Origin of the sequence: Altererythrobacter sp. BO-6 (assembly GCF_011047315.1) — a bacterium.
Classification (GTDB): Bacteria; Pseudomonadota; Alphaproteobacteria; order Sphingomonadales; family Sphingomonadaceae; genus Erythrobacter.
Genome location: NZ_CP049259.1, coordinates 2,275,001 through 2,294,225, shown reverse-complemented (window position 1 = coordinate 2,294,225; position 19,225 = coordinate 2,275,001). Strand labels below are relative to the sequence as shown.

The window sequence follows — 19,225 nt, the reverse complement described above, 5'->3', positions numbered from 1 at the left end:
AGGGGCAAATGCAGCGCGAGAGACCGGAAGGGAACGCACGATGAAGTTCGACATGGGCCAGGCCTGGAACACGGCCACCAGTCTGATCGGCAAGAACAAGGATGTGATCCTGGTGGTTGCCGGGGTGTTCTTCTTCCTGCCCTATCTTGCCAGTGCGCTGCTGATGCCCGAGGCAATGGCACCGCAGGCGGGCAATCCGGAAGACATGCAGGCGATGATGGACGCGGTTATGCAGACCTATGCCGATTACTGGTGGGTCATGCTGATCATCTTCGTCATGCAGGGCATCGGCACGCTGGCGCTGCTGGTGCTGCTGACCGACCGCGCGCGGCCGACGCTAGGCGATGCGCTCAAGCGGGGGGCAACCGCTTTCCCGTCCTATTTCGTGACCAATATCCTTGCCGCGATCGCCATTGTCGTGATCGTGGCGCTGCCGGTAGGGCTGGTGGTTTCGGTGGGCGGCGCGATCTTTGCGGCGCTGGCCATCTTCCTGATCTTCCCGCTGATCTTCTACCTGATGGTCAAATTTTCGCTGATCATGCCCGCAATCGCGATTGACGGCATTCTCAATCCGGTCGCAGCGATCGCGCGGTCATGGCGGCTTACCAAGGGCAACAGCTTCCGGCTGTTCCTGTTCTTTGTGCTGCTGTTCGTTGCCGTCATTGTGGTCTCGCTGCTGGTCACGATGGTGCTGGGCGTGGTGTTCGCGGCGATGGGTGGAGAGATCGAACTGATCGGCAACGGTATCGTCGCCAGCCTGGCGAACGCCGCCTTTGTGGTGATTTTCCTGGCGGTGCTGGCCGGCGTGCACCAGCAACTGGCAGGTGACCGGCCCGAAGCGCTCGGCGAAGTGTTCGAATAGCCGAGGTTATCCGGCGGGCTGGTCCGCCTCGCCCTTCCACGCCCAGAACAGCTTGCATGGCAGGATGTTGAGCCATTCGAAGCCGCTATCGATCCGCGCGAAATGCGGGCGCATGTAGTCGAGGCAGGCGGCAGTGAACTGATAGACCAGGAAGCCGCCACCGGGCCTCAGCGCGCGGTGCGTCGCCGCGCCGATCGCCGGTGCGACACCTGCAGGCAAGGTCGAGAACGGCAGGCCCGAGAGGATGTAATCGGCATGGTCGAAGCCGTGATCGGCGATGATCTGCTCGACATCGGCGGCGGAGCCCAGCACCGCATGGAACCGCTTGTCGCGGATCGTGCGCTGCAAATACTCGATATAGAGCGGGTTGGTATCGATCACGATCAGCGTTGCATCGCCGCTCAGCCGTTCCAGCACCGGGCGGCAGAAGGTGCCGATCCCCGGCCCATATTCCACGAACAGGCGGCAATTGCGCCAGTCGACCCGCTCCAGCATCTTGCGGACAGTGAAGCGCGAAGACGGGATAATCGAGCCGACCATCCGCGGGTGCTCGACGAATCCGCGAAAGAATACCGCGCATTGCCCCGCATAGAGCGCCATCCGGTCACGCAGGCGGCGCCTCAGCTCGATTGCTACTCCGGTAGAATTCATGGAATTTGGTCCAACCCGCTTTCTGCCAAAGGAGGGTGCGAAGTCGCAGATGCAGCCGCGCATTGCAAGCGCTACGCCGCTGGCCTAGCGCTGAAGCGTCATGGCAGACTTTGATCCAACACCCCTTTCAACTTCCTTACCCAAGGCGCCGCACATCTCGCGCGGGCGGATGGTGCTGCTGTTTTCCGTGATGCTGGTAACGGCGGCAGGCAATACAGCGATGCAATCGGTCATGCCGTCGATCGGCACGGCTCTGGGGGTGGCGGACGTGTGGATCAGCCTTGCCTATACCTGGTCGGCCCTGCTGTGGGTGATCTGCGCCCCGCTCTGGGCGCGCCGGTCCGACCATCGCGGGCGCAAATCGATGATGGCGGTAGGCCTGGTTGGCTTCATCGCCTCGATGGCGCTGTGCGGCCTGATGCTGTGGTTCGGGCTTGCAGGCTTACTGTCAGCCACCGCGACGCTGATATTATTCGCCGCCGCGCGCAGCCTTTACGGCGGGTTTGGCTCGGCTGCGCCGCCAGCGGTGCAGGCCTATGTCGCCAGCCGCACGCCGCGCGCCGAGCGGACGCAAGCGCTCGCGCTCATTGCTTCCAGTTTCGGCCTCGGCACTGTGATTGGTCCGGCACTTGCACCGCTGCTGATCTTTCCTGCGGTCGGCCTTCCCGGCCCATTTTTCGCCTTTGCCGCCATAGCGGTAGTCGTGCTGGTCGCGCTGCGGCTACGCCTGCCGAACGACGCGCCGAGCTATGCCGCGCGAGGGGTGGTGGTCGCTGCGCCCTTCAGCGCCAGCTCCAATTCCTCGTTGGCGGGCGATGACGAGAGCGACGACACGCCCGCAGATGCCGAGGGCCGCGGACCGCCCAGCGCAGGCGACATTCCACGCCTCAAATGGCAGGATCCCCGACTGCGTCCCTGGCTCATCGCCGGGCTGCTGGGCGGCCATGCACAGGCGGCAACGCTGGGCATCATCGGCTTCTTCATCCTCGACCGGCTGGGCCTGCGCGGCGACCCTACTGCTGGAGCCGGGCCTATCGGTCTTGTGCTGATGGCAGGAGCGATTGCCACTTTGCTGGCGCAATGGGGGCTGATCCCCATGCTGAAGCTCGGCCCGCGGGCCTCGACCATGTGGGGCGTGGCGCTGGCAGCAACGGGCACCATTATCTTTGCGGTTTCATATGACCTGCACGCCATTTCGCTGGGCTTCGCCATCGCTTCGCTTGGCTTCGGCCTTTACCGACCAGGCTTTACGTCAGGCGCTTCGCTGGCGGTGACCCGCAAGGAGCAGGGCCAGGTCGGCGGCATGGTAGCCTCGGTCAATGGCGCGGCTTATGTTTTCGCGCCAGCGATCGGGGTGTGGCTTTACGGCCATCATCCGGTGATCGGCTTTTCCGCGATCTGCGCGCTGTGCCTGGCGGTTTACGTGCTTGGCTGGCGCCAGCTGACCCACGACCGCGATCTGATGCTCGACCAGCGCTAGAGGATTTCGCGGACCACATCCTGCGGTCGGCACAGCCGCACGCCCTTGTCGGTTTCGACCAGCGGTCGCTCGATCAGGATCGGATCGGATGCCATTGCCGCCAGCACCACCTCGTCGCCCGCTTGCGGCAGGCCACGCTCCGCGGCGTCGGTCCCGCGCAAGCGCAGACCCTGCTGCGGGCTGATCCCGGCATCGCGATAAAGCTGCGCCAGCTTTTCTGCCGTTGGCGGAGTCTTGAGGTATTCGACCACGGTCAGATCCACGCCAGCCTCTTCCAGGATCGCCAGCGTCTTGCGCGAAGTGCCGCAATTGGGGTTGTGCCAGATCGTTGCCTTCATCGCCTACTCTCCTTCCGAAAGCGCACGCATGGGGTGCGTACCGCTCGCTCGCGCGCCCTAGCGAGCGACATTTTTTCGGGCAAGTGCGCTTTCTCTGTTGCTTTTGCGAATAATTCTCAATAGCGGGTGCCCACGGATCACGACTCAATCGATTGGACGATTACATGAAACATCTCGGCAAGGCATTCTGGCTCGCAGGCGCAGCCCTGATTGCACCGGCGACGGCACTCGCGGCGGAAAGCACTGCCGAGCAGGACCGGCAATACCTTCCCGAAGGCATCATCGTAACCGGCGAGCGCCAGGGCTATGCCGAGGACGACGGCTCGACCGGTACCAAGACCCCCACCCCGGTGATCGATGTGCCGCAAACGATCACTTTCGTGACCGAGGACCAGCTGGAGGACCAGTCGATCCGGCAGCTGGGCGAAGCGCTGCGCTATGTGCCGGGGATCAGCATCGAAACCGGCGAAGGCCACCGTGACGAGATCTTCATTCGCGGGCAGGAAACCACCGCTGACTTCTATCTCGACGGGCTGCGCGATGACGCGCAATATTATCGTTCGCTCTACAACATCGAGCGTGTCGAAGTACTCAAGGGCGCCAATGCCTTGATCTTCGGGCGCGGCGGCGGTGGCGGCGTGATCAACCGCGTCAGCAAGACCGCGCGCATCAACGGGTTCGAAGCCGAAGTCGACGCATCGGTCGACACGTTCGGCGCATTCTCGCTCTCGGGTGACGTCAACACCACGCTGTCCGGCGTCGCCGCAGCGCGCCTCAATGCCACCTATGAGGAATTCGACAGCAACCGCGATTTCTACAGCGGCCATTTCATCGGCATTTCGCCCACCGTCACGGTTGACCTGGGCGAGGCAACCCGCCTGACCGCGACCTATTCCTACGACGAAGACCAGCGGCTGGTCGATCGCGGCCTTCCGGCCGACGGCAGCGGCCCGTTGCGCGGTTTCCGCGACACGCTGTTCGGCGATCCGGATTTCAACGACACCGATTCCAGGGTCCACATTGCCCGCGCGCGGATCGATCACGAGTTCTCCAGCAGTCTTACCGCCAATGCCACGCTGCAATTTGCCGACTACGACAAGGCCTACCAGAACATCGTGCCCGACGGCTTGCGCAATGGCGGGGCGGACGTGCAGTTCTCTGGCTATCGCGACACTCAGACCCGCCAGAACTGGATCGCGCAGGCGAACCTTGTGTGGGAGCTGGACACCGGCGCACTTCAGCACATGGTCCTGGCCGGGGTTGAAGCCAGCTGGCAGGATTCGAACAACGGCCGCAGCAACTCGCTGTTTGCCAATGGCACGGGCGGCACCACCAGCCGCTTCACCACTGCGCTGACCGATATCTTCGCCTTTCCGGCGATCAGCCTGACCGGCCCGGTGCGTGACCGCGACAGCGAACTGGAAGTGTTCTCCGCCTATTTGCAGGACCAGATTGACATCGGCGAACATTTGCAACTGATCGCTGGCCTGCGCTGGGACCGTTTCGACCTCAGGACGATCGAGCAGCTCAATGGCAATCGCGGCGACCGGGTGGACGAGAAAGTCAGCCCGCGCTTCGGCCTGGTGGTGAAGCCCAACCCGCAACTGTCGCTCTATGCCAGCTATGCTACTAGCTTCCTGCCGCAGGCTGGCGACCAGTTCTTCCTGCTATCACCAGGCGATGCCGCCTTTGCGCCAGAGAAGTTCACCAATTACGAATTGGGCGTAAAATGGGCGCCGAGCGAAAAGCTGTTCGTGACTGCCGCCGTGTTCCAGCTTGACCGGACCAATACCAAGGGCCCCGATCCGCTGGATCCCTCGCTCACAGCGCTGGTTGGCGAAAGCCGGACCAAGGGGCTGGAGTTCAACCTGGTGGGCGAAATCACGCCGCGCTGGCAGGCCAATATCGGCTACACTTATCTTGACGGCGAAATCACCAGTACCAGCAGCTTTGGCGCCGAGGGCCTGCGACTGCAGCAGCTACCCGAACACCAGATCAGTGCCTGGACCCGCTATGATTTCTCGGACAGTTTCGGGTTGGGCCTGGGCGTGATCTATCAGGATGAGCAGTTCGCCAGCTTCAGCAATGCGGTGACCCTGCCCGATTACCTGCGGGTCGATGCCGCAGCCTATTACACGGTGAGCGAGCGGCTGTCGCTGCAGCTCAATGTCGAGAATCTGTTCGACGCGAACTATTTCCCCAGCGCGCATGGTGACAACAACATCCAGCCGGGCCGTCCGCTGAGTGCGCGGCTGGGTGTGCGCGTAAAGCTCTAACGGCTAGTCGCCGTCCGTCGCTTGTGCCGGTCGCAAGGCCGGCACCACCCGCGCGGCATCTTCCGTACTTATACCGGGGGGTGGAGCGGCACTGATCGTCTCCACCCGCCGCGCAACCCGCCCGGCCCGCTGGATTGCCCGCACCAGCCGCGGATAGACCCCGCAGCGGCAGAGATTGGGGATCGCGGCCTTGATCTCCGCTTCGCTGGGGTTGGCGTTGCCTTGCAGCAGCGCGGCAGCGGCGATGGCAATCCCGGGCGTACAGAAACCGCACTGGATCGCTTGCTCGGCAACGAGCGCCTGTTGCACCGGATGCGACCGGTCGCGCGACAGGCCTTCGATCGTGGTGATAAAGCGCCCTTCCGCCTCGGCAATGGTCACCAGGCAGCTGCGCAGCGCTGCCCCGTCGACCAGCACCATGCAGGCTCCGCAGTCGCCCGTGCCGCAGCCATATTTGGTGCCGGTAAGGTTGGCCGCATCGCGCAACGCCCACAGCAGCGGCGTATCCGGGGCCATCTCGAATTCAACCGGACGGTCGTTGACAGTCATGCGCGGCATGGATGCGCGGCTTCCCTCGGCGATCAGAACGTGCGCGGCCTATCGCATGCACGCGGGTACCGCACAAGCCGACCTTGCCCCCACTCTCACAAGTTTCGCCTTGCCATGTCGCTCTTCTCGATTAGTCCGGCCTGTATGAGCGAGAACGCCAAACTGACGCGCGGATCGATCCGCGGGCATCTCGTCACGCAAACCTTGCCGATGATCATCGGGGTCGCCGCGGTCATGTCGATCGGCCTCGTCGATGCCTATTTCATCGGCCAGTTGGGCAGCGATGCGCTGGCTGCGATTTCCTTCATCTTCCCGATCAGCGTGGCCATCACCAGCCTGGGCGTGGGCATGATGGTCGGCATCAACTCGGTGATCGCCCGCGCGCTGGGCGAAGGCGATGACGATCGCGCCGCGCGCCGCGCCAACTTCGGGATCGTGCTGGCGGTGCTGGCCGGCGTGATCGTCGGCGGGCTATTGTTCTTGCTGCTCGATCCGCTGTTCACGCTAATGGAAGCATCCCCGCGCGAATTGCCGCTGATCCGCAGCTATATGCAGCCCTTCGCGCTCGGTTTCCCGCTGATGATGGCCATCATGGGGATCAATGGCGTGCTGCGCGGCCAGGGTGAGGCGCGCAAGACCTCGATCGTCTCGATCAGCTATGCGGCGGCGAACTGGGTGCTCGACCCGATCCTGATTACCGGCGCTTTCGGCTTTGAGGGCTTCGGCATGCCCGGCGCGGCCTATGCCACGATCATCGGCTGGGCGATCGGCGTTGGCGTGGCGCTGTGGCTGGTCCGGCGCGCCGCACTGCCGATCAATCTGGTGCTGCTGCGCCAATGCAATATCGCTGAATCCTCTGCCGCGATCCTGCGCGTGGCAGGCCCGGCGGCGCTATCAAACTCGATCAATCCGGTGGGGCTGTCGGTGCTGACCGCGCTAATCGCATCGGAAAGCGCGGCAGCGGTCGCCGGGTTTGGCGCCGCCGGCCGGGTGCAGAGCTTTGCAGTCGTCCCGCTGCTCGCGCTGTCCGGCGCGATCGGCGGGATCGTAGGGCAGAACTGGGGCGCCAAGGAATATGGCCGCGCGCGTGAAGCGATGTGGCTCGCCGGCCTGTTCTGCGTGGGTTACGGGCTCGTCACTGCCGCGCTCCTGTCATGGGGCGGGCCGTGGTTCGCCGACTTTTTCAGCGACGACCCACAGGTGAATGCCGAGTTTTCCAGCTATTTGCGGATCGCCGCCTGGGGTTATGCCGGTTTCGGCGTACTGATCGTTGCCAATGGTGCGCTCAATGCCCTCGGCAAGGCCAACCACGCGCTGCTGCAATCTTTCATGCGGGTATTTCTGGTGATGCTGCCATTGGGGTGGCTGGCGCGCGCATTTGCCGGGCCTGCGGCGATCTATGCGGCGGAGCTGGCGGCGAACCTCGCTGGCGGGCTTTTGGCAGGCTTCCTGGTGTGGCGCGTGATGCGCCGGCCAGGGCACAAGTGACGCTTCGTTAACCATCTTCGCTCATAGAGTTCAGCCAAGTGGCCGGAACCAAGGGCTGGAGTGATGGACGACCTGCTGGCGGATTTCATCGAGGAAACGCGCGAACTGCTGGAGGCAATCGCAGGTGAGATGATCGCCTGGGAAGCCGATCCGGCCGATCGCGCGCGGCTCGATACGATTTTCCGCTTCGTCCACACCGTAAAAGGCAATTGCGGCTTCTTCGATCTGCCGCGCCTTGAACGCTTGAGCCACACCGCCGAAGACGCGCTGGCCGATGTGCGCAAGGGCCGCCGCGAAGCTGACGCCCCGCTGGTTTCCGCCGTGCTGGCGATCATCGACCGGATTTCGCAGATGGTCGACGCGCTCGACGCCGGGGATGATTTTCCCGAAGGTGGCGATGACGAGCTGATCGCTGCGCTTGCCGACGAAGCTGGCGAAGCTGTCGCAATCGCTCCAGCGCCGGTGCCTGATCGGTCGGGCGCCCCGGCAAACGCAAGCTCTTCCGCCACGCCGCGCTCGATCCGCTTGCCGGTAGATCTGCTCGACCGGGTAATGAGCGGCGTGTCCGACATGGTTCTGGCACGCAACGACCTGGCCCATCGCCTGCGCGAAGCAGGTACCCAGCCGACCATCGATGGCCCGTTCGAGCGGCTGACATCGATCCTCACCGATGTCCGCGACGCTGTGACCCGGATGCGGATGCAACGGATCGACCACCTGTTTAGCGCCTTTCCCCGGCTGGTGCGCGACCTTTCTGGCGAGCTGGGCAAGCAAGTGATGCTCGATATCGACGGCGGCGATGTCGAGCTGGACCGCGAGATGATCGAAATGATCCGCGATCCGATGACGCATATCATCCGCAATGCGATCGACCACGGTTTCGAACCGCCCGCTACGCGGCTCAAATCCGGCAAGCGCGAGTTCGGCCTGCTCACCATCGCCGCGCGCCAGTCCGGCAACACCATTTCGATCGTGATCAGCGACGATGGCAAAGGCCTCGATCAGGATCGTATTGCCACAAAGGCGGTCGAGGCCGGTCTGGTGTCGCGCAGCGAGCTCAAGGCCATGACGCGCGACGAGATCCTGCAATTCGTGTTCGCACCGGGCCTGTCGACTGCGGAACAGATCACTGCAGTGTCCGGTCGCGGCGTCGGCCTGGACGTCGTACGGGCCAATCTGGAAAAGGTCGGCGGGGCGATTGAAGTGGCGAGCGAGCCAGGGATCGGCAGCCAGTTCACTCTGCGCATTCCCCTGACCCTCAGCATTATCGCGGGGATCACGGTGGAGGCGGCCGGACAGCATTTCGCTATCCCGCAGGGCTTCGTCGAGGAAATCGTCCATGGCGAGGCAGCCGGGCTGGAACGGGCCGTTGTCGGTGATGCCGGCATGGTCAGCTTCCGCGGGCAGCGCGTCCCCTGCCTGCACCTGGCGCAAGTACTGAAGCTCGACGAGCCCGATACCGGGAAAGGCAAAGTGCTCGTCATGCTGAAACTCGCCCAGGGCGACCTGTTTGCGCTGGCCGTAGACGCAATCCACAATCACGCTGACCTGGTGGTCAAGCCGCTGGCCCCCGCCGTCATGCGCAGCCGCGTATTCGCCGGCTCGACACTGCTCGACAACGGGCGCCCGATCCTGATGCTCGACATCCCCAATATTGCCGAGCTGCACGGCTTGCTGGATCACTCGCGCGAATTCAAGGCGCTGACCTTCGAGCGCCGGCCTGCTGCCGAAGCCGCTGCACCCCCTGAACTTATCATGCTGTTCCGCGGCTGGGACGGAATCCGCCGCGGCGTGAGGCTGGAACTGGTGCACCGCATCGAAACCGTGCCTTGCGATGCGATCGATTTCGGCATGGCCGCACCGCAAGCGGTGATCGATGGCGAAATCGTGCCGATGGTTGGCATGGACGCCGTGCCGCAAAATGTGCCGCAAGTCAGGATGTTGCGCCTGTCCGATGGCACGAGCGAAGTGCTCTATGCCGTCGCCAAGGTGGAAGATGCCGTTCCGCTGGCCAGCGAACTGGCCCCATCGCGCGACGATCCGGCGATCGAAGGAATGGCACTGGTCGATGGCAAACCGGTCCCTGTTGTTGACGGGCACACCCTGTTCGCGCGGCACGGGGCGGTACCCCGCCCGATCTCGGCGCTGACGTGCCATCTGCCAACCGGCGACTGGGCGCAGGCCATCCTGGCGCCGTTGGTCAAGGCGGCGGGGTATCGCCTGGCCAAAGATGCCGCTTCGGCCGATGTGGCAATAGTGATCGATGCGCAGACTGCCCCCGCAGAGAAGGCCGCAATCGTCCGCTTGCGCAGCCTGCCTGACGTTCACGCCAGTGACGAAGATCTCGCCGGATCGATCTATCGCTATGATCGCGACGGCGTGCTCAAGGCGCTGCGAGCGGCCAGCAGGGGGATTGCAGCATGAACCGCCTGGTCGTCCTGGCCGAAGTCGCCGGGCGCAAATGCGCCTTCCGTTCCGAAGACGTACGTTCGGTGATCGAGATGACCGAGATCACGCCTGTGCCGCTGGCACCGCCCCATGTGCTGGGAATCACCGCCTTGCGCAGCCAGGCGCTAACCGTGATCGACTGCCGCGTGGCCGTGGGGGAAGCCCCAACCGAATGGCACAGCGAAAGCCGCGCCGCTGTGGTCCAGGTCGATGGGCACGCCTACGCCCTGCTGATCGATGCGATTGACGATGTCGCGACGGCCCATGACGATCCGCAAAACCTTCCCGGCGGCTTTGGGAAGATGTGGGACCGGGTCGCGCATGGCATGGTCGAAACCGACCTTGGGCCAATGCTCCTGCTCGATATTGCGGCGCTGATTGAAGCGCCGGCTAGGCACGCCGACGCAGCTTAAGGTAAATATTTACGGGTTCGCTCTATCACGGAGACCACAAAAAGGGGTTTGCATGAAAACGTGTCTGATCGTTGACGATTCGCGGGTGATCCGCCGGGTATCGAGACATATTCTCGAAACGCTCGACTTTACCGTCGACGAAGCCGAGGACGGCAAGCAAGGTCTGGACCGCTGCGAGGAACGCATGCCCGATGTCGTCCTGCTCGACTGGAACATGCCGGTCATGAGCGGGATCGAATTCATCACCCAGCTGCGCCAGCGCCCAGGTGGCGACAAGCCCAAGGTCGTTTTCTGCACCACTGAAAACGATGTGGCTCACATCCGCCAGGCAATCAGCGCCGGGGCAGACGAATATGTGATGAAACCCTTCGACCACGAGACACTCCAGATCAAACTGCAGCTGGTCGGCTTCAACTGAGGCCTGGTGCGATGGAGCCGCGCGCTTCCTCCCCCACCTCGGCTTTCCCGCTTCGCTCACGCAGGCCGGCGGGGCAGCCGATCCGCGTGATGGTGGTCGATGATTCGCTTACCGTGCGAACCGCATTTTCGCGCCTGATCGAAGATGATCCGGCGCTGGCGCTGGTAACCACCGCCAGCAATGCCGAGCGTGCCATTGCGATCCTGCGCAGCAAACCGGTCGATGTCATCCTGCTGGACCTTGAAATGCCCGGGATGGGCGGGCTTGAGGCCTTGCCGCGCATGCTGGAGGTAGCGTCAAGGGCTCAGGTCCTCGTGGTCTCCTCACTGACCGAGGATGGCGCCGAACACACGCTCACTGCATTGGCGATGGGCGCCGCCGATACCATGGCCAAGCCGGGTCCGGGCCAGTTCGACGCATCCTATCGCAGCGCATTGCTCGCAAGGATCCATGCGCTGGGTGGCAGCGACGCGGGCGATACAGCCATACCAACAGCCGCGGGCAAAGCGACGACTGCTGTAAAGGCGTTGCGCGCCCGACAGCCTGAAGTGCTGGCGATTGGCGGCTCGACCGGGGCGATCCAGGGGCTCAACACGATCTTGCGCGGCCTGCCGCGCGGCTTCGACTTGCCGATCCTGATCACGCAGCACCTGCCTGCCAGCTTTATCTCCGTTTTCGCGCGGCAGATGGAAACGGTCGCCGCCCGGCGCACCGTGATTGCAGAAGATGGGGCAATCATCGGCCCGGGAGACATTGCCATTGCCACCGGGCGCGGACACATGCTGGTCGAACGGCGGGGTGAGCGGCTGATAACCAGCGTATCATCAGCCCCGGCCCGCAGCGGATGCTTGCCCTCGGTCGATCCGATGCTGGCCAGCCTCGCCGAAAATCTGGGCGGTCACGCAATTGCCGTGATCCTTTCCGGCATGGGGCGCGACGGGGTTGAGGGCGCGGCGCAGCTCGTCGCGGCTGGCGGGACCGTGATCGCGCAGGACCAGGCAAGCTCGGCAGTGTGGGGCATGCCTGGCGCAGTGGTCAGGGAAGGCATAGCGTCACTCGCATTGCCGCCCGCGCAACTGGTCGGAAAGATCATCGAGTTCACCGGGGTCGCGGCATGGAAGTGAACAGCCCCGCGCTGGAACTGATTGCCGACCTGCTGGCGGAGCACACCGGCCAGCAGCTTACCGAGTCCCGCCGCTGGCGGGTCGCAACGGCGCTGTCGCGCGTGTTCCGCGAGCGCGGCATCTCCAACGTCGACCAGCTGGCGTGCCTGCTCGCGACCGGCAGGGATTCGAGCCTCGAACAGGATGTCGTCGAAGCGCTGCTCAATAACGAGACCTATTTCTTTCGCGACAAGCCGACGTTTGACCAGCTGCCGGCCGGCATCTTCCCCAAACTGGCGCAGCGGCGCGCCGACCGTCGCAGGCTGCAGATCTGGTGCGCCGGCTGTTCGACCGGGCAAGAAGTCCATTCGCTGGCGATCCAGTTCGCCGAGCAGGCGGCGCAATGGGAAGGATGGTCGATCGACATCCTTGGCACCGACATATCGGCATCGGTGATCCAGACCGCGCGGAGCGGGCATTACAGCCAGTTCGAAGTGCAGCGCGGCTTGAGCGTGCGGCAGATGCTGGATCATTTCGATGAAACTGCTTCGGGCTGGCAGCTGCATGCGGATACCCGCGCGATCGTCCGGTTCGAGCGGCACAATGTGCTGCAACCACCCCCAGGTCGCCAGCCGTTCGACCTTGTCCTGTGCCGCAATGTCCTGCTCTATTTCGATGGAGAGACCCGCAAGCAGGCTTTCGCCCGGCTACGCCAGGCCGTCGCGGATGATGGATTCCTGATACTGGGCGCCGGGGAAACCGTTGTCGGCCAGACCGAACTGTTTGCCCCGTCCGAAGGCTTCACAAGCCTCTATGCACCGCAACCGGTGCCCGCGCAGCAGGTGCTTGCCCTGGCGCGGTGAAGCTGCAGGTCGAACCGTGCAAAGCGCCGTGAAGGCGCCGTTTTCAAGGTAAATATCGGGTTTACGCTTCCTTAGCGAATGCAGGCTAATCCGGGGATATTGCGCGAATTCGCGCCAAAGGGGGCCATGTTGAAGCTGGATTGGCAACGAGTGCAAAGCATCAGGGTGCCCTGGCTGGCGATGCCGCTGGCCGGGTTGCTTGGTGCGGCGACGGTGCTTACCTTCAACGGGCAGACCATCTGGCCAAAGCTGGATGACGTTTCAATGGTGGCGACAGTCGTGCTCGCAGCTGCCATCGCGCTCTACCTCGCCCGTCGCGGCTCGATCCGCATGCCCTTATCGGCGGGAGACCGCGCATCCGATACCGACATGCTCAGCCAGTTGCCCAGTCGCCGCGCCTTGCATCGCGATATCGACCAGTTCCACGTTGCGGGTGAGGAGATTGCGATCGCGCTGATCGACCTCGACAGCTTCAAGCAGGTCAACGACCATTACGGCCATCTGGTGGGCGATCAGCTGATCCGTGACTGCGCAGCGATCATCAGCGAGGTATGTGCCGATGAGGCACGGTGCTATCGCCTGAGTGGCGACGAATTCGCGCTGTCGATGAGGGGGCCGGTCGCCGGCAATATCCTGGAGGGGATTTGCCGACAGATCCTTGAGCGTCTGGCCAAGCCAATGATCGTGGGCGAGGATGAAATCATGGTCGGTGCGAGCATCGGCCTGTCACGCGACAATGGACGCGAACGGCTCGGATCTTCCGAACTGCTGCGCCGTGCCGACGTCGCCATGTATTCCTCGAAGCGGGCAGGCAAGATGCGCTGCACCTGGTTCATCGAAGACCTCGACCGCAACCGCGAGGCGCAGCGCGAACTCGACACCGAGCTCCGCCGCGCGCTCGCCAACGAGGAATTCGTGCTGCATTACCAGCCGCTGGTTGACGCTGAAACGCGCGTCATCGTGGCGGTGGAATCGCTGATCCGCTGGAACCGGCCCGACGGCCAGCAGATCGGGCCGCATATTTTCATTCCCGTCGCCGAGGAATCCGGCCTGATCAACGAGATCGGCGTGTGGGTGCTGTGCCGGGCGTGCACCGACGCGCTGGCCTGGGGCGAAATAATGCTGTCGGTAAATATATCCGCAGCACAGCTGCGCAATTCCGATTTTCCTGTCCAGCTTGGCCAGATCCTTGAGGAAACCGGCTTTCCGCCCGAGCGGCTCGAGCTGGAAATCACCGAGACCTGCCTGGTGCTCGATCCCGTGGTGGCAGAACGCAACCTCGACGTTATCCGCAGCTTCGGCGTCAATATTTCGCTCGACGATTTCGGCACCGGCTATGCCTCGATCGGTTTCCTGCGGCAGTTCCGTTTCGAAAAGCTCAAGCTCGACCGTTCGCTGGTAGTCGATGCCGGGAAAGACGAGGGCTCGCGCGCCATGATGCTTTCCAGCATCACGGTCGCCCGCGCGCTGAAAATGGATGTCGCGGCAGAAGGCGTCGAAACACAGGAACAGGCTGACATGGTGCGCATCGCCGGTTGCGACCAGATCCAGGGCTGGCTGTATTTCAAGGCCATGCCGGCCGTCCAAGTCGCCCAGCATTTACAAATAGCGGCTGAGAGCCAGCCGGTGCAGCAGATCCATAAAGGTGCCGCATGAGTGCGATCGAAGACGTTGCCAAGCAACTCCAGGCCGAAACAGCTTCCGACATAGTCGAAAGCGCGCTGGCGCAGCCGCAAGGCCGCCGTGGTTTCAAGGCCTGGTTCCATGACTTGCCGCTGGCGGGCAAGATCCGCGCGGTGTTCGGATCGTTCCTGCTGATAATGGCGATCATGTCGCTGGTCCTGGGCATTGGCCTGGCCCAGCTTTACGAACGCTATCAATTGCACGCAGAGGTTCAGGGTGCGGTGCAAGCCTCAGCCGATCTGCGCAGCATCAATGGCGAATTGCGTTACAACTCGGTGCGCTATGTCTTGGGTTCGGAACAGGCCGCGCTTGAACGTCAGCAGGAGAGCTTCGCCAAGGCACGCGAGAGGATCGAGGGAATCGGCGAAACGATTGACCGGCGCGTGCCCGAATTCAGCGGCCGGGTTGACGAGCTGGGCGCCACTATGGCCGCCTATAACGCCAAGTTCGAAGAGCTGCGCGCCAATTTGGCACAGGACGGGCGGAACGGGAGATCGACCGCTCTCGCCAGCGAACTTTCGGTGCAGGGCGATGCACTGTTCGCGCTGTCGAGCAATTTCGAGCAGGATTTGTCACTCGCCGCCAGCCGCATCGAGCAGTCAGGCCTCGACTATTTCTTCAACATGATCAAGATCTTCATCGCCGTTACAGCCTTGGCTGCAGCGGTCATGGTATTTGGCCTGCGATACCTGTCACGCGATTTCGCCCAAAGGTCGCGGAAGTGACCGGCGGCATGACCATGCTGGCCAAAGGCAACCGGTACTTCGAGATCGACGGGATCGAGCGCAAGGACGAGATCGGGGAAATGTTGCGCGCGCTGGCATTGTTCAAGCGCGCCAATATCAAGTTGGAGCATTGGGCCAAGGAACGCGCCGAGCGCGCCACGGCGGAACTCGAAGCCCGCGAAAAGGCCCGATTGGAGAAATCCCACATGCTGCGCGAATTCGCCGACCAGTTCGAACGGACCGTAGGCGATGTCGTGGGCGGTGTTGCCGCCGCTTCCAGCCAGCTCCAGACGACTGCGGCCGCAATGGCGAAGACCGCCGAGGAATCGACCCGGCAGACGGCGCTCGTCTCGAAATCGATGGATGACGCGAATGCCGGCGCGACGGCGGCGGCTGCAGCCAGTGACGAATTTGCGATGTCGATTGGCGAGATCAGCCGCCAGGCGGCATCGTCGGCCGAGCTGGCGCGCGAAGCGAGCCTGTCTGCCGGCAAGGCGGACGCGACCATCTCCGCACTGGCCCATTCGGCAGAGGAAGTTGGCCAGATCGTCGAGCTGATCAAGACCATCGCCCAGCGTACCAATTTGCTCGCCCTCAACGCCTCGATCGAAGCGGCGCGTGGCGGCGAGGCGGGACGCGGCTTTGCAGTGGTCGCTTCCGAGGTCAAGGAACTGGCGATGCAGACCAGCCGTGCGACCGAAAAGGTGGCAGAGCAGATTCGCGCCATGCAGGATACGACCGGCGCCAGCGTCGGCGCCTTGCGCAGCATTGCCAGGCAGGTCGAGCAACTGGAAGCGACCGCGGTCTCTATTGCGTCGGCAGTGGATCAGCAATCGGTTGCCGGGCAGGACCTCGCGCGCAGCATCGACATGGCTGCCCGCGCGACCGACGCCGTTTCCAGCCACATCGATGATGTACGCGAGCTGTCGCTTTCGACCGGCACGGCGGCCTCGCAAGTCCTGTCCTCATCGACCGATCTCGAAGAACAGGCATCGACCCTGCGTAGCCAGGTGCATGAATTCCTGAAGAAGGTCCGCGAAGGCTAAGACCAGTCGCGTGATCGGCGGAACGCGCCCGGTCAATCACCCTGTGCTTCGCGCCATTCGCGCTTGATCTTTTTCGCGAGGCTCCATTTGTGGACCTCGGTTGGGCCGTCATAGATACGGAAAGCCCTGACTTCGCGGAAGAATTGTTCGACGATCGTGTCGCCGGTAACGCCCGTACCGCCCATCGCCTGGACACAGCGGTCCGCCACCTGGAACAGCGTTTCAGCGACGAAGGTCTTGGCCATCGAGCTTTCCGTGGTCCCCAGATCGCCCGTGTCGAGCACGCCCGCGCACCAGTCGATCATCAGCTCGCATGCCTTCAGGTCTATCCGGTTCTGCGCCAACATGAAGCCGACGCCCTCATGGTCGATCAGCTTCTTGCCGAAGGCATCGCGGCGGCAGGCATAATCGGTGGCGATTTCCTGTGCACGATCGGCCAGGCCCAGCCAGCGCATGCAGTGGGTGAGCCGCGCGGGAGCGAGGCGCACCTGGGCATATTTGAAACCTTCACCCGCCTCTCCCAGCATCTGGTCAGCGGGAACGCGCAAATTGTCGATCGCGATCACGGCATGTCCGCCGGGCATCGAACTGTCGATCGTTTCCAGCACGCGCTCGATCCGGATTGCCGGATCGGGCAGGTCGACCAGGAACATGCAGGCGCCGCCTTGCGTGTCCGGCTCTACAGACTTGGCCATGACGATCCCCACCCGCGCCCCTTCGGCCCCGGTAATGAACGCCTTGCGGCCGTTGATCACCCAGTGATTGCCATCGCGCCGGCAAGTGGTCTGCATCAACGAAGGATCCGATCCCGCGCCGCCTTCTGCGGCAGGTTCGGTCATGAAGAATGCGGACCTGGCGTTACCCGCCACCAGCGGTGCCAGGAAGCGCTCCCTGATCTGCGGACTGCCGACCTTGCCAAGCAGATACATATTGCCTTCATCGGGTGCCATGACGTGGCAGGCGATCGGCCCGAGCGGGGATAGCCCGCTCGCCCGCAGGATCAGCGCCGTTTCGCGGTGGTTGAAATGCGAACCGTCGTCGCGGATATGCGGGACGAGCAAGCCGGCTGCGCGCGCCTTTTCTCGCAGCTCGGCGCCAAGCGCGTCCGACGGTCCGTGGCTGCCGCACCGCGGATCGCGCTCATAGGGCGCAACAACTTCCCGGACGAACCGCTCGACCTGCGCTGCGACAGACCGCGCTTCACCGGAAACTTCGCTCATCTGCCTATCCCTTCGAATGTCTTGCTTCAGGCAATAGGTAGCGCAGGAGAACGTGCCACCTCGCGATTTGGGCAGGCTCGATGGCGACGAGGGGGCAGCACAACAAAAAAGCCCCGCAAAAGCGAGGCTTGATGGGTTGTCTTGAGGGCTGGTTGCGGGGGTTGGATTTGAACCAACGACCTTCAGGTTATGAGCCTGACGAGCTACCGGGCTGCTCCACCCCGCGATACCGAGCGTCGGCGTCAAAGACGCCAAAAGGGCCGCCCTTATGGGTCAGCCCTTCGACTTGTGAATGGGTTTTTTCCGCGCACTCGCCGGCTGCAATGCCTGGCGACGACCTACTCTTCCAACGCTTAGACGTTAGTACCATCGGCGCTATCCGGTTTCACGGCCGAGTTCGAGATGGGATCGGGTGGGTCACAGACGCTATGGTCACCAAGCAATGAAGCAGGCGAGTACGGGTTAAATCGATGCAGCTTATTCCCTCATTGCTGAGGGGGTGGGCTTGATCTGGCATGAGAGGATCCTCCTCCTCAACGCCAGCCTGCAAGTGCAGGGCTGTCATTGATGGTGGGATTCATCAAGCGCGATCAGAACTATTAGGACTGGTTAGCTCCACGCATTACTGCGCTTCCACACCCAGCCTATCAACGTCGTGGTCTACGACGGTTCGAAGATACCTAATCTTAAGGGAGGCTTCCCGCTTAGATGCTTTCAGCGGTTATCCCGTCCATACATAGCTACCCTGCGGCACCCTTGGCAGGATGACAGGTACACCAGAGGTATGTTCACCCCGGTCCTCTCGTACTAGGGGCAACTCCTTTCAAGTATCGACGCCCACGGCAGATAGGGACCAAACTGTCTCGCGACGTTCTGAACCCAGCTCACGTACCACTTTAATTGGCGAACAGCCAAACCCTTGGGACCTGCTCCAGCCCCAGGATGTGATGAGCCGACATCGAGGTGCCAAACGATTCCGTCGATATGAGCTCTTGGGAATCATCAGCCTGTTATCCCCGGCGTACCTTTTATCCGTTGAGCGATGGCCCTTCCACGAGGGACCACCGGATCACTATGACCGACTTTCGTCTCTGCTCGACTCGTCAGTCTCGCAGTCAGGCAGGCTTATGCCATTGCACTCTTGCAGACGGTTTCCAACCGTCCTGAGCCTACCATCGCGCGCCTCCGTTACTCTTTAGGAGGCGACCGCCCCAGTCAAACTACCCGCCACAGAGGGTCCCACTACCGGATAACGGTAGCTGGTTAGACATCAGAAAACAGCAGGGTGGTATTTCACCTATGGCTCCACGACAGCTGGCGCCGTCGCTTCAAAGCCTCCCACCTATGCTACACAACTCTTTCCTAATGCCACTCTGAAGCTGCAGTAAAGGTGCACGGGGTCTTTCCGTCTAACCGCGGGTACTCCGCATCTTCACGGAGAATTCAATTTCGCTGAGCATATCCTGGAGACAGTGGGGAAGTCGTTACGCCATTCGTGCAGGTCGGAACTTACCCGACAAGGAATTTCGCTACCTTAGGACCGTTATAGTTACGGCCGCCGTTTACTCGGGCTTCAATTCGGAGCTTGCACTCCTCCTCTTAACCTTCGAGCACCGGGCAGGCGTCAGACCCTATACGTCGTCTTGAAGCCGACTTAGCAGA

Annotated in this window: 16 protein-coding genes, 1 tRNA gene and 2 rRNA genes (1 of these 19 only partly in view); 12 read left to right on the top strand and 7 right to left on the bottom strand. The window is 62.8% G+C overall.

Going from position 1 to position 19,225, the window contains the following annotated elements; translation table 11 throughout:
• Positions 1-40 precede the first annotated feature (40 nt).
• Positions 41-862, top strand: coding sequence for a glycerophosphoryl diester phosphodiesterase membrane domain-containing protein (locus G6N82_RS11230; RefSeq protein ID WP_165196491.1), 822 nt, complete (start codon positions 41-43; stop codon positions 860-862).
• Positions 863-868: 6 nt separating this feature from the next.
• On the opposite strand, the gene G6N82_RS11225 is transcribed toward G6N82_RS11230, so the two are convergent.
• Positions 869-1,513 carry a methyltransferase domain-containing protein gene (locus G6N82_RS11225; RefSeq protein WP_165196490.1) on the bottom strand — a complete coding sequence of 215 codons (645 nt, stop codon included), beginning with the start codon at positions 1,511-1,513 and terminating at the stop codon, positions 869-871.
• 100 nt (positions 1,514-1,613) lie between these two features.
• On the opposite strand from G6N82_RS11225, the gene G6N82_RS11220 reads away from it, so the two are divergent.
• Entirely contained in the window at positions 1,614-2,993 is a 1,380-nt protein-coding gene (locus G6N82_RS11220; RefSeq protein WP_165196489.1) for an MFS transporter, read from the top strand.
• On the opposite strand, the gene arsC is transcribed toward G6N82_RS11220, so the two are convergent.
• Positions 2,990-3,331 carry an arsenate reductase (glutaredoxin) gene (arsC, locus tag G6N82_RS11215; RefSeq protein WP_165196488.1) on the bottom strand — a complete coding sequence of 114 codons (342 nt, stop codon included), beginning with the start codon at positions 3,329-3,331 and terminating at the stop codon, positions 2,990-2,992. The genes G6N82_RS11220 and arsC overlap by 4 nt on opposite strands.
• 164 nt (positions 3,332-3,495) lie before the next feature.
• On the opposite strand from arsC, the gene G6N82_RS11210 reads away from it, so the two are divergent.
• Positions 3,496-5,607 (top strand): TonB-dependent siderophore receptor, encoded by a 2,112-nt coding sequence (locus G6N82_RS11210; RefSeq protein ID WP_165196487.1) that lies wholly within the window; start codon positions 3,496-3,498, stop codon positions 5,605-5,607.
• A 3-nt stretch (positions 5,608-5,610) separates the two neighbouring features.
• On the opposite strand, the gene G6N82_RS11205 is transcribed toward G6N82_RS11210, so the two are convergent.
• The gene (locus G6N82_RS11205) at positions 5,611-6,165 is read right to left on the bottom strand and encodes a (2Fe-2S)-binding protein (RefSeq protein ID WP_165196486.1); all 555 of its coding nucleotides are present in this window, start codon (positions 6,163-6,165) and stop codon (positions 5,611-5,613) included.
• 135 nt (positions 6,166-6,300) lie between these two features.
• Here G6N82_RS11205 and G6N82_RS11200 point away from each other — a divergent pair, with 135 nt between their 5' ends.
• The 9 genes from G6N82_RS11200 to G6N82_RS11160 all read left to right on the top strand — a co-directional run bounded on the left by G6N82_RS11200 (position 6,301) and on the right by G6N82_RS11160 (position 16,343).
• On the top strand, positions 6,301-7,644 hold the full coding sequence (locus G6N82_RS11200; RefSeq protein ID WP_165196485.1) for an MATE family efflux transporter: 1,344 nt from the start codon (positions 6,301-6,303) through the stop codon (positions 7,642-7,644).
• 63 nt (positions 7,645-7,707) lie between these two features.
• Entirely contained in the window at positions 7,708-10,068 is a 2,361-nt protein-coding gene (locus G6N82_RS11195) for a chemotaxis protein CheA (RefSeq protein ID WP_165196484.1), read from the top strand.
• Positions 10,065-10,505, top strand: a complete 441-nt coding sequence (locus G6N82_RS11190; RefSeq protein ID WP_165196483.1) for a chemotaxis protein CheW — start codon at positions 10,065-10,067, stop codon at positions 10,503-10,505. Before G6N82_RS11195 ends, G6N82_RS11190 begins: the two co-directional genes overlap by 4 nt.
• Before the next feature lie 52 nt (positions 10,506-10,557).
• Positions 10,558-10,923 carry a response regulator gene (locus G6N82_RS11185; RefSeq protein ID WP_165196482.1) on the top strand — a complete coding sequence of 122 codons (366 nt, stop codon included), beginning with the start codon at positions 10,558-10,560 and terminating at the stop codon, positions 10,921-10,923.
• An 11-nt stretch (positions 10,924-10,934) separates the two neighbouring features.
• Complete coding sequence (gene cheB / locus G6N82_RS11180; protein WP_241255083.1) at positions 10,935-12,047, top strand: chemotaxis-specific protein-glutamate methyltransferase CheB; 1,113 nt, start codon at positions 10,935-10,937, stop codon at positions 12,045-12,047.
• On the top strand, positions 12,038-12,889 hold the full coding sequence (locus G6N82_RS11175) for a protein-glutamate O-methyltransferase CheR (RefSeq protein ID WP_165196481.1): 852 nt from the start codon (positions 12,038-12,040) through the stop codon (positions 12,887-12,889). Before cheB ends, G6N82_RS11175 begins: the two co-directional genes overlap by 10 nt.
• Before the next feature lie 150 nt (positions 12,890-13,039).
• On the top strand, positions 13,040-14,545 hold the full coding sequence (locus G6N82_RS11170) for an EAL domain-containing protein (RefSeq protein ID WP_241255082.1): 1,506 nt from the start codon (positions 13,040-13,042) through the stop codon (positions 14,543-14,545).
• Entirely contained in the window at positions 14,542-15,297 is a 756-nt protein-coding gene (locus G6N82_RS11165; protein ID WP_165196480.1) for a hypothetical protein, read from the top strand. The genes G6N82_RS11170 and G6N82_RS11165 overlap by 4 nt, the downstream gene beginning before the upstream one ends.
• Positions 15,294-16,343 carry a methyl-accepting chemotaxis protein gene (locus tag G6N82_RS11160; RefSeq protein WP_241255081.1) on the top strand — a complete coding sequence of 350 codons (1,050 nt, stop codon included), beginning with the start codon at positions 15,294-15,296 and terminating at the stop codon, positions 16,341-16,343. Before G6N82_RS11165 ends, G6N82_RS11160 begins: the two co-directional genes overlap by 4 nt.
• Before the next feature lie 32 nt (positions 16,344-16,375).
• On the opposite strand, the gene G6N82_RS11155 is transcribed toward G6N82_RS11160, so the two are convergent.
• The 4 genes from G6N82_RS11155 to G6N82_RS11140 form a co-directional block, all read right to left on the bottom strand.
• Positions 16,376-17,563: an acyl-CoA dehydrogenase gene (locus tag G6N82_RS11155; protein ID WP_165196479.1), complete on the bottom strand. Its 1,188-nt coding sequence runs from the start codon at positions 17,561-17,563 to the stop codon at positions 16,376-16,378.
• Positions 17,564-17,712: 149 nt separating this feature from the next.
• Positions 17,713-17,789, bottom strand: a tRNA-Met gene (locus tag G6N82_RS11150).
• 99 nt (positions 17,790-17,888) lie between these two features.
• Positions 17,889-18,003 (bottom strand): 5S ribosomal RNA (gene rrf / locus G6N82_RS11145).
• A 139-nt stretch (positions 18,004-18,142) separates the two neighbouring features.
• Positions 18,143-19,225, bottom strand: a 23S ribosomal RNA gene (locus tag G6N82_RS11140) (it continues 1,705 nt past the right edge of the window).

What these genes read in the sequence shown, in the direction of transcription:
- G6N82_RS11230 (WP_165196491.1), top strand. Translation starts at nt 41, where the DNA reads ATGAAGTTCGACATGGGCCAGGCCTGGAACACGGCCACCAGTCTGATC.
- G6N82_RS11225 (WP_165196490.1), bottom strand. Translation starts at nt 1,513, where the DNA reads ATGAATTCTACCGGAGTAGCAATCGAGCTGAGGCGCCGCCTGCGTGAC.
- G6N82_RS11220 (WP_165196489.1), top strand. Translation starts at nt 1,614, where the DNA reads ATGGCAGACTTTGATCCAACACCCCTTTCAACTTCCTTACCCAAGGCG.
- arsC (WP_165196488.1), bottom strand. Translation starts at nt 3,331, where the DNA reads ATGAAGGCAACGATCTGGCACAACCCCAATTGCGGCACTTCGCGCAAG.
- G6N82_RS11210 (WP_165196487.1), top strand. Translation starts at nt 3,496, where the DNA reads ATGAAACATCTCGGCAAGGCATTCTGGCTCGCAGGCGCAGCCCTGATT.
- G6N82_RS11205 (WP_165196486.1), bottom strand. Translation starts at nt 6,165, where the DNA reads ATGCCGCGCATGACTGTCAACGACCGTCCGGTTGAATTCGAGATGGCC.
- G6N82_RS11200 (WP_165196485.1), top strand. Translation starts at nt 6,301, where the DNA reads ATGAGCGAGAACGCCAAACTGACGCGCGGATCGATCCGCGGGCATCTC.
- G6N82_RS11195 (WP_165196484.1), top strand. Translation starts at nt 7,708, where the DNA reads ATGGACGACCTGCTGGCGGATTTCATCGAGGAAACGCGCGAACTGCTG.
- G6N82_RS11190 (WP_165196483.1), top strand. Translation starts at nt 10,065, where the DNA reads ATGAACCGCCTGGTCGTCCTGGCCGAAGTCGCCGGGCGCAAATGCGCC.
- G6N82_RS11185 (WP_165196482.1), top strand. Translation starts at nt 10,558, where the DNA reads ATGAAAACGTGTCTGATCGTTGACGATTCGCGGGTGATCCGCCGGGTA.
- cheB (WP_241255083.1), top strand. Translation starts at nt 10,935, where the DNA reads ATGGAGCCGCGCGCTTCCTCCCCCACCTCGGCTTTCCCGCTTCGCTCA.
- G6N82_RS11175 (WP_165196481.1), top strand. Translation starts at nt 12,038, where the DNA reads ATGGAAGTGAACAGCCCCGCGCTGGAACTGATTGCCGACCTGCTGGCG.
- G6N82_RS11165 (WP_165196480.1), top strand. Translation starts at nt 14,542, where the DNA reads ATGAGTGCGATCGAAGACGTTGCCAAGCAACTCCAGGCCGAAACAGCT.
- G6N82_RS11155 (WP_165196479.1), bottom strand. Translation starts at nt 17,563, where the DNA reads ATGAGCGAAGTTTCCGGTGAAGCGCGGTCTGTCGCAGCGCAGGTCGAG.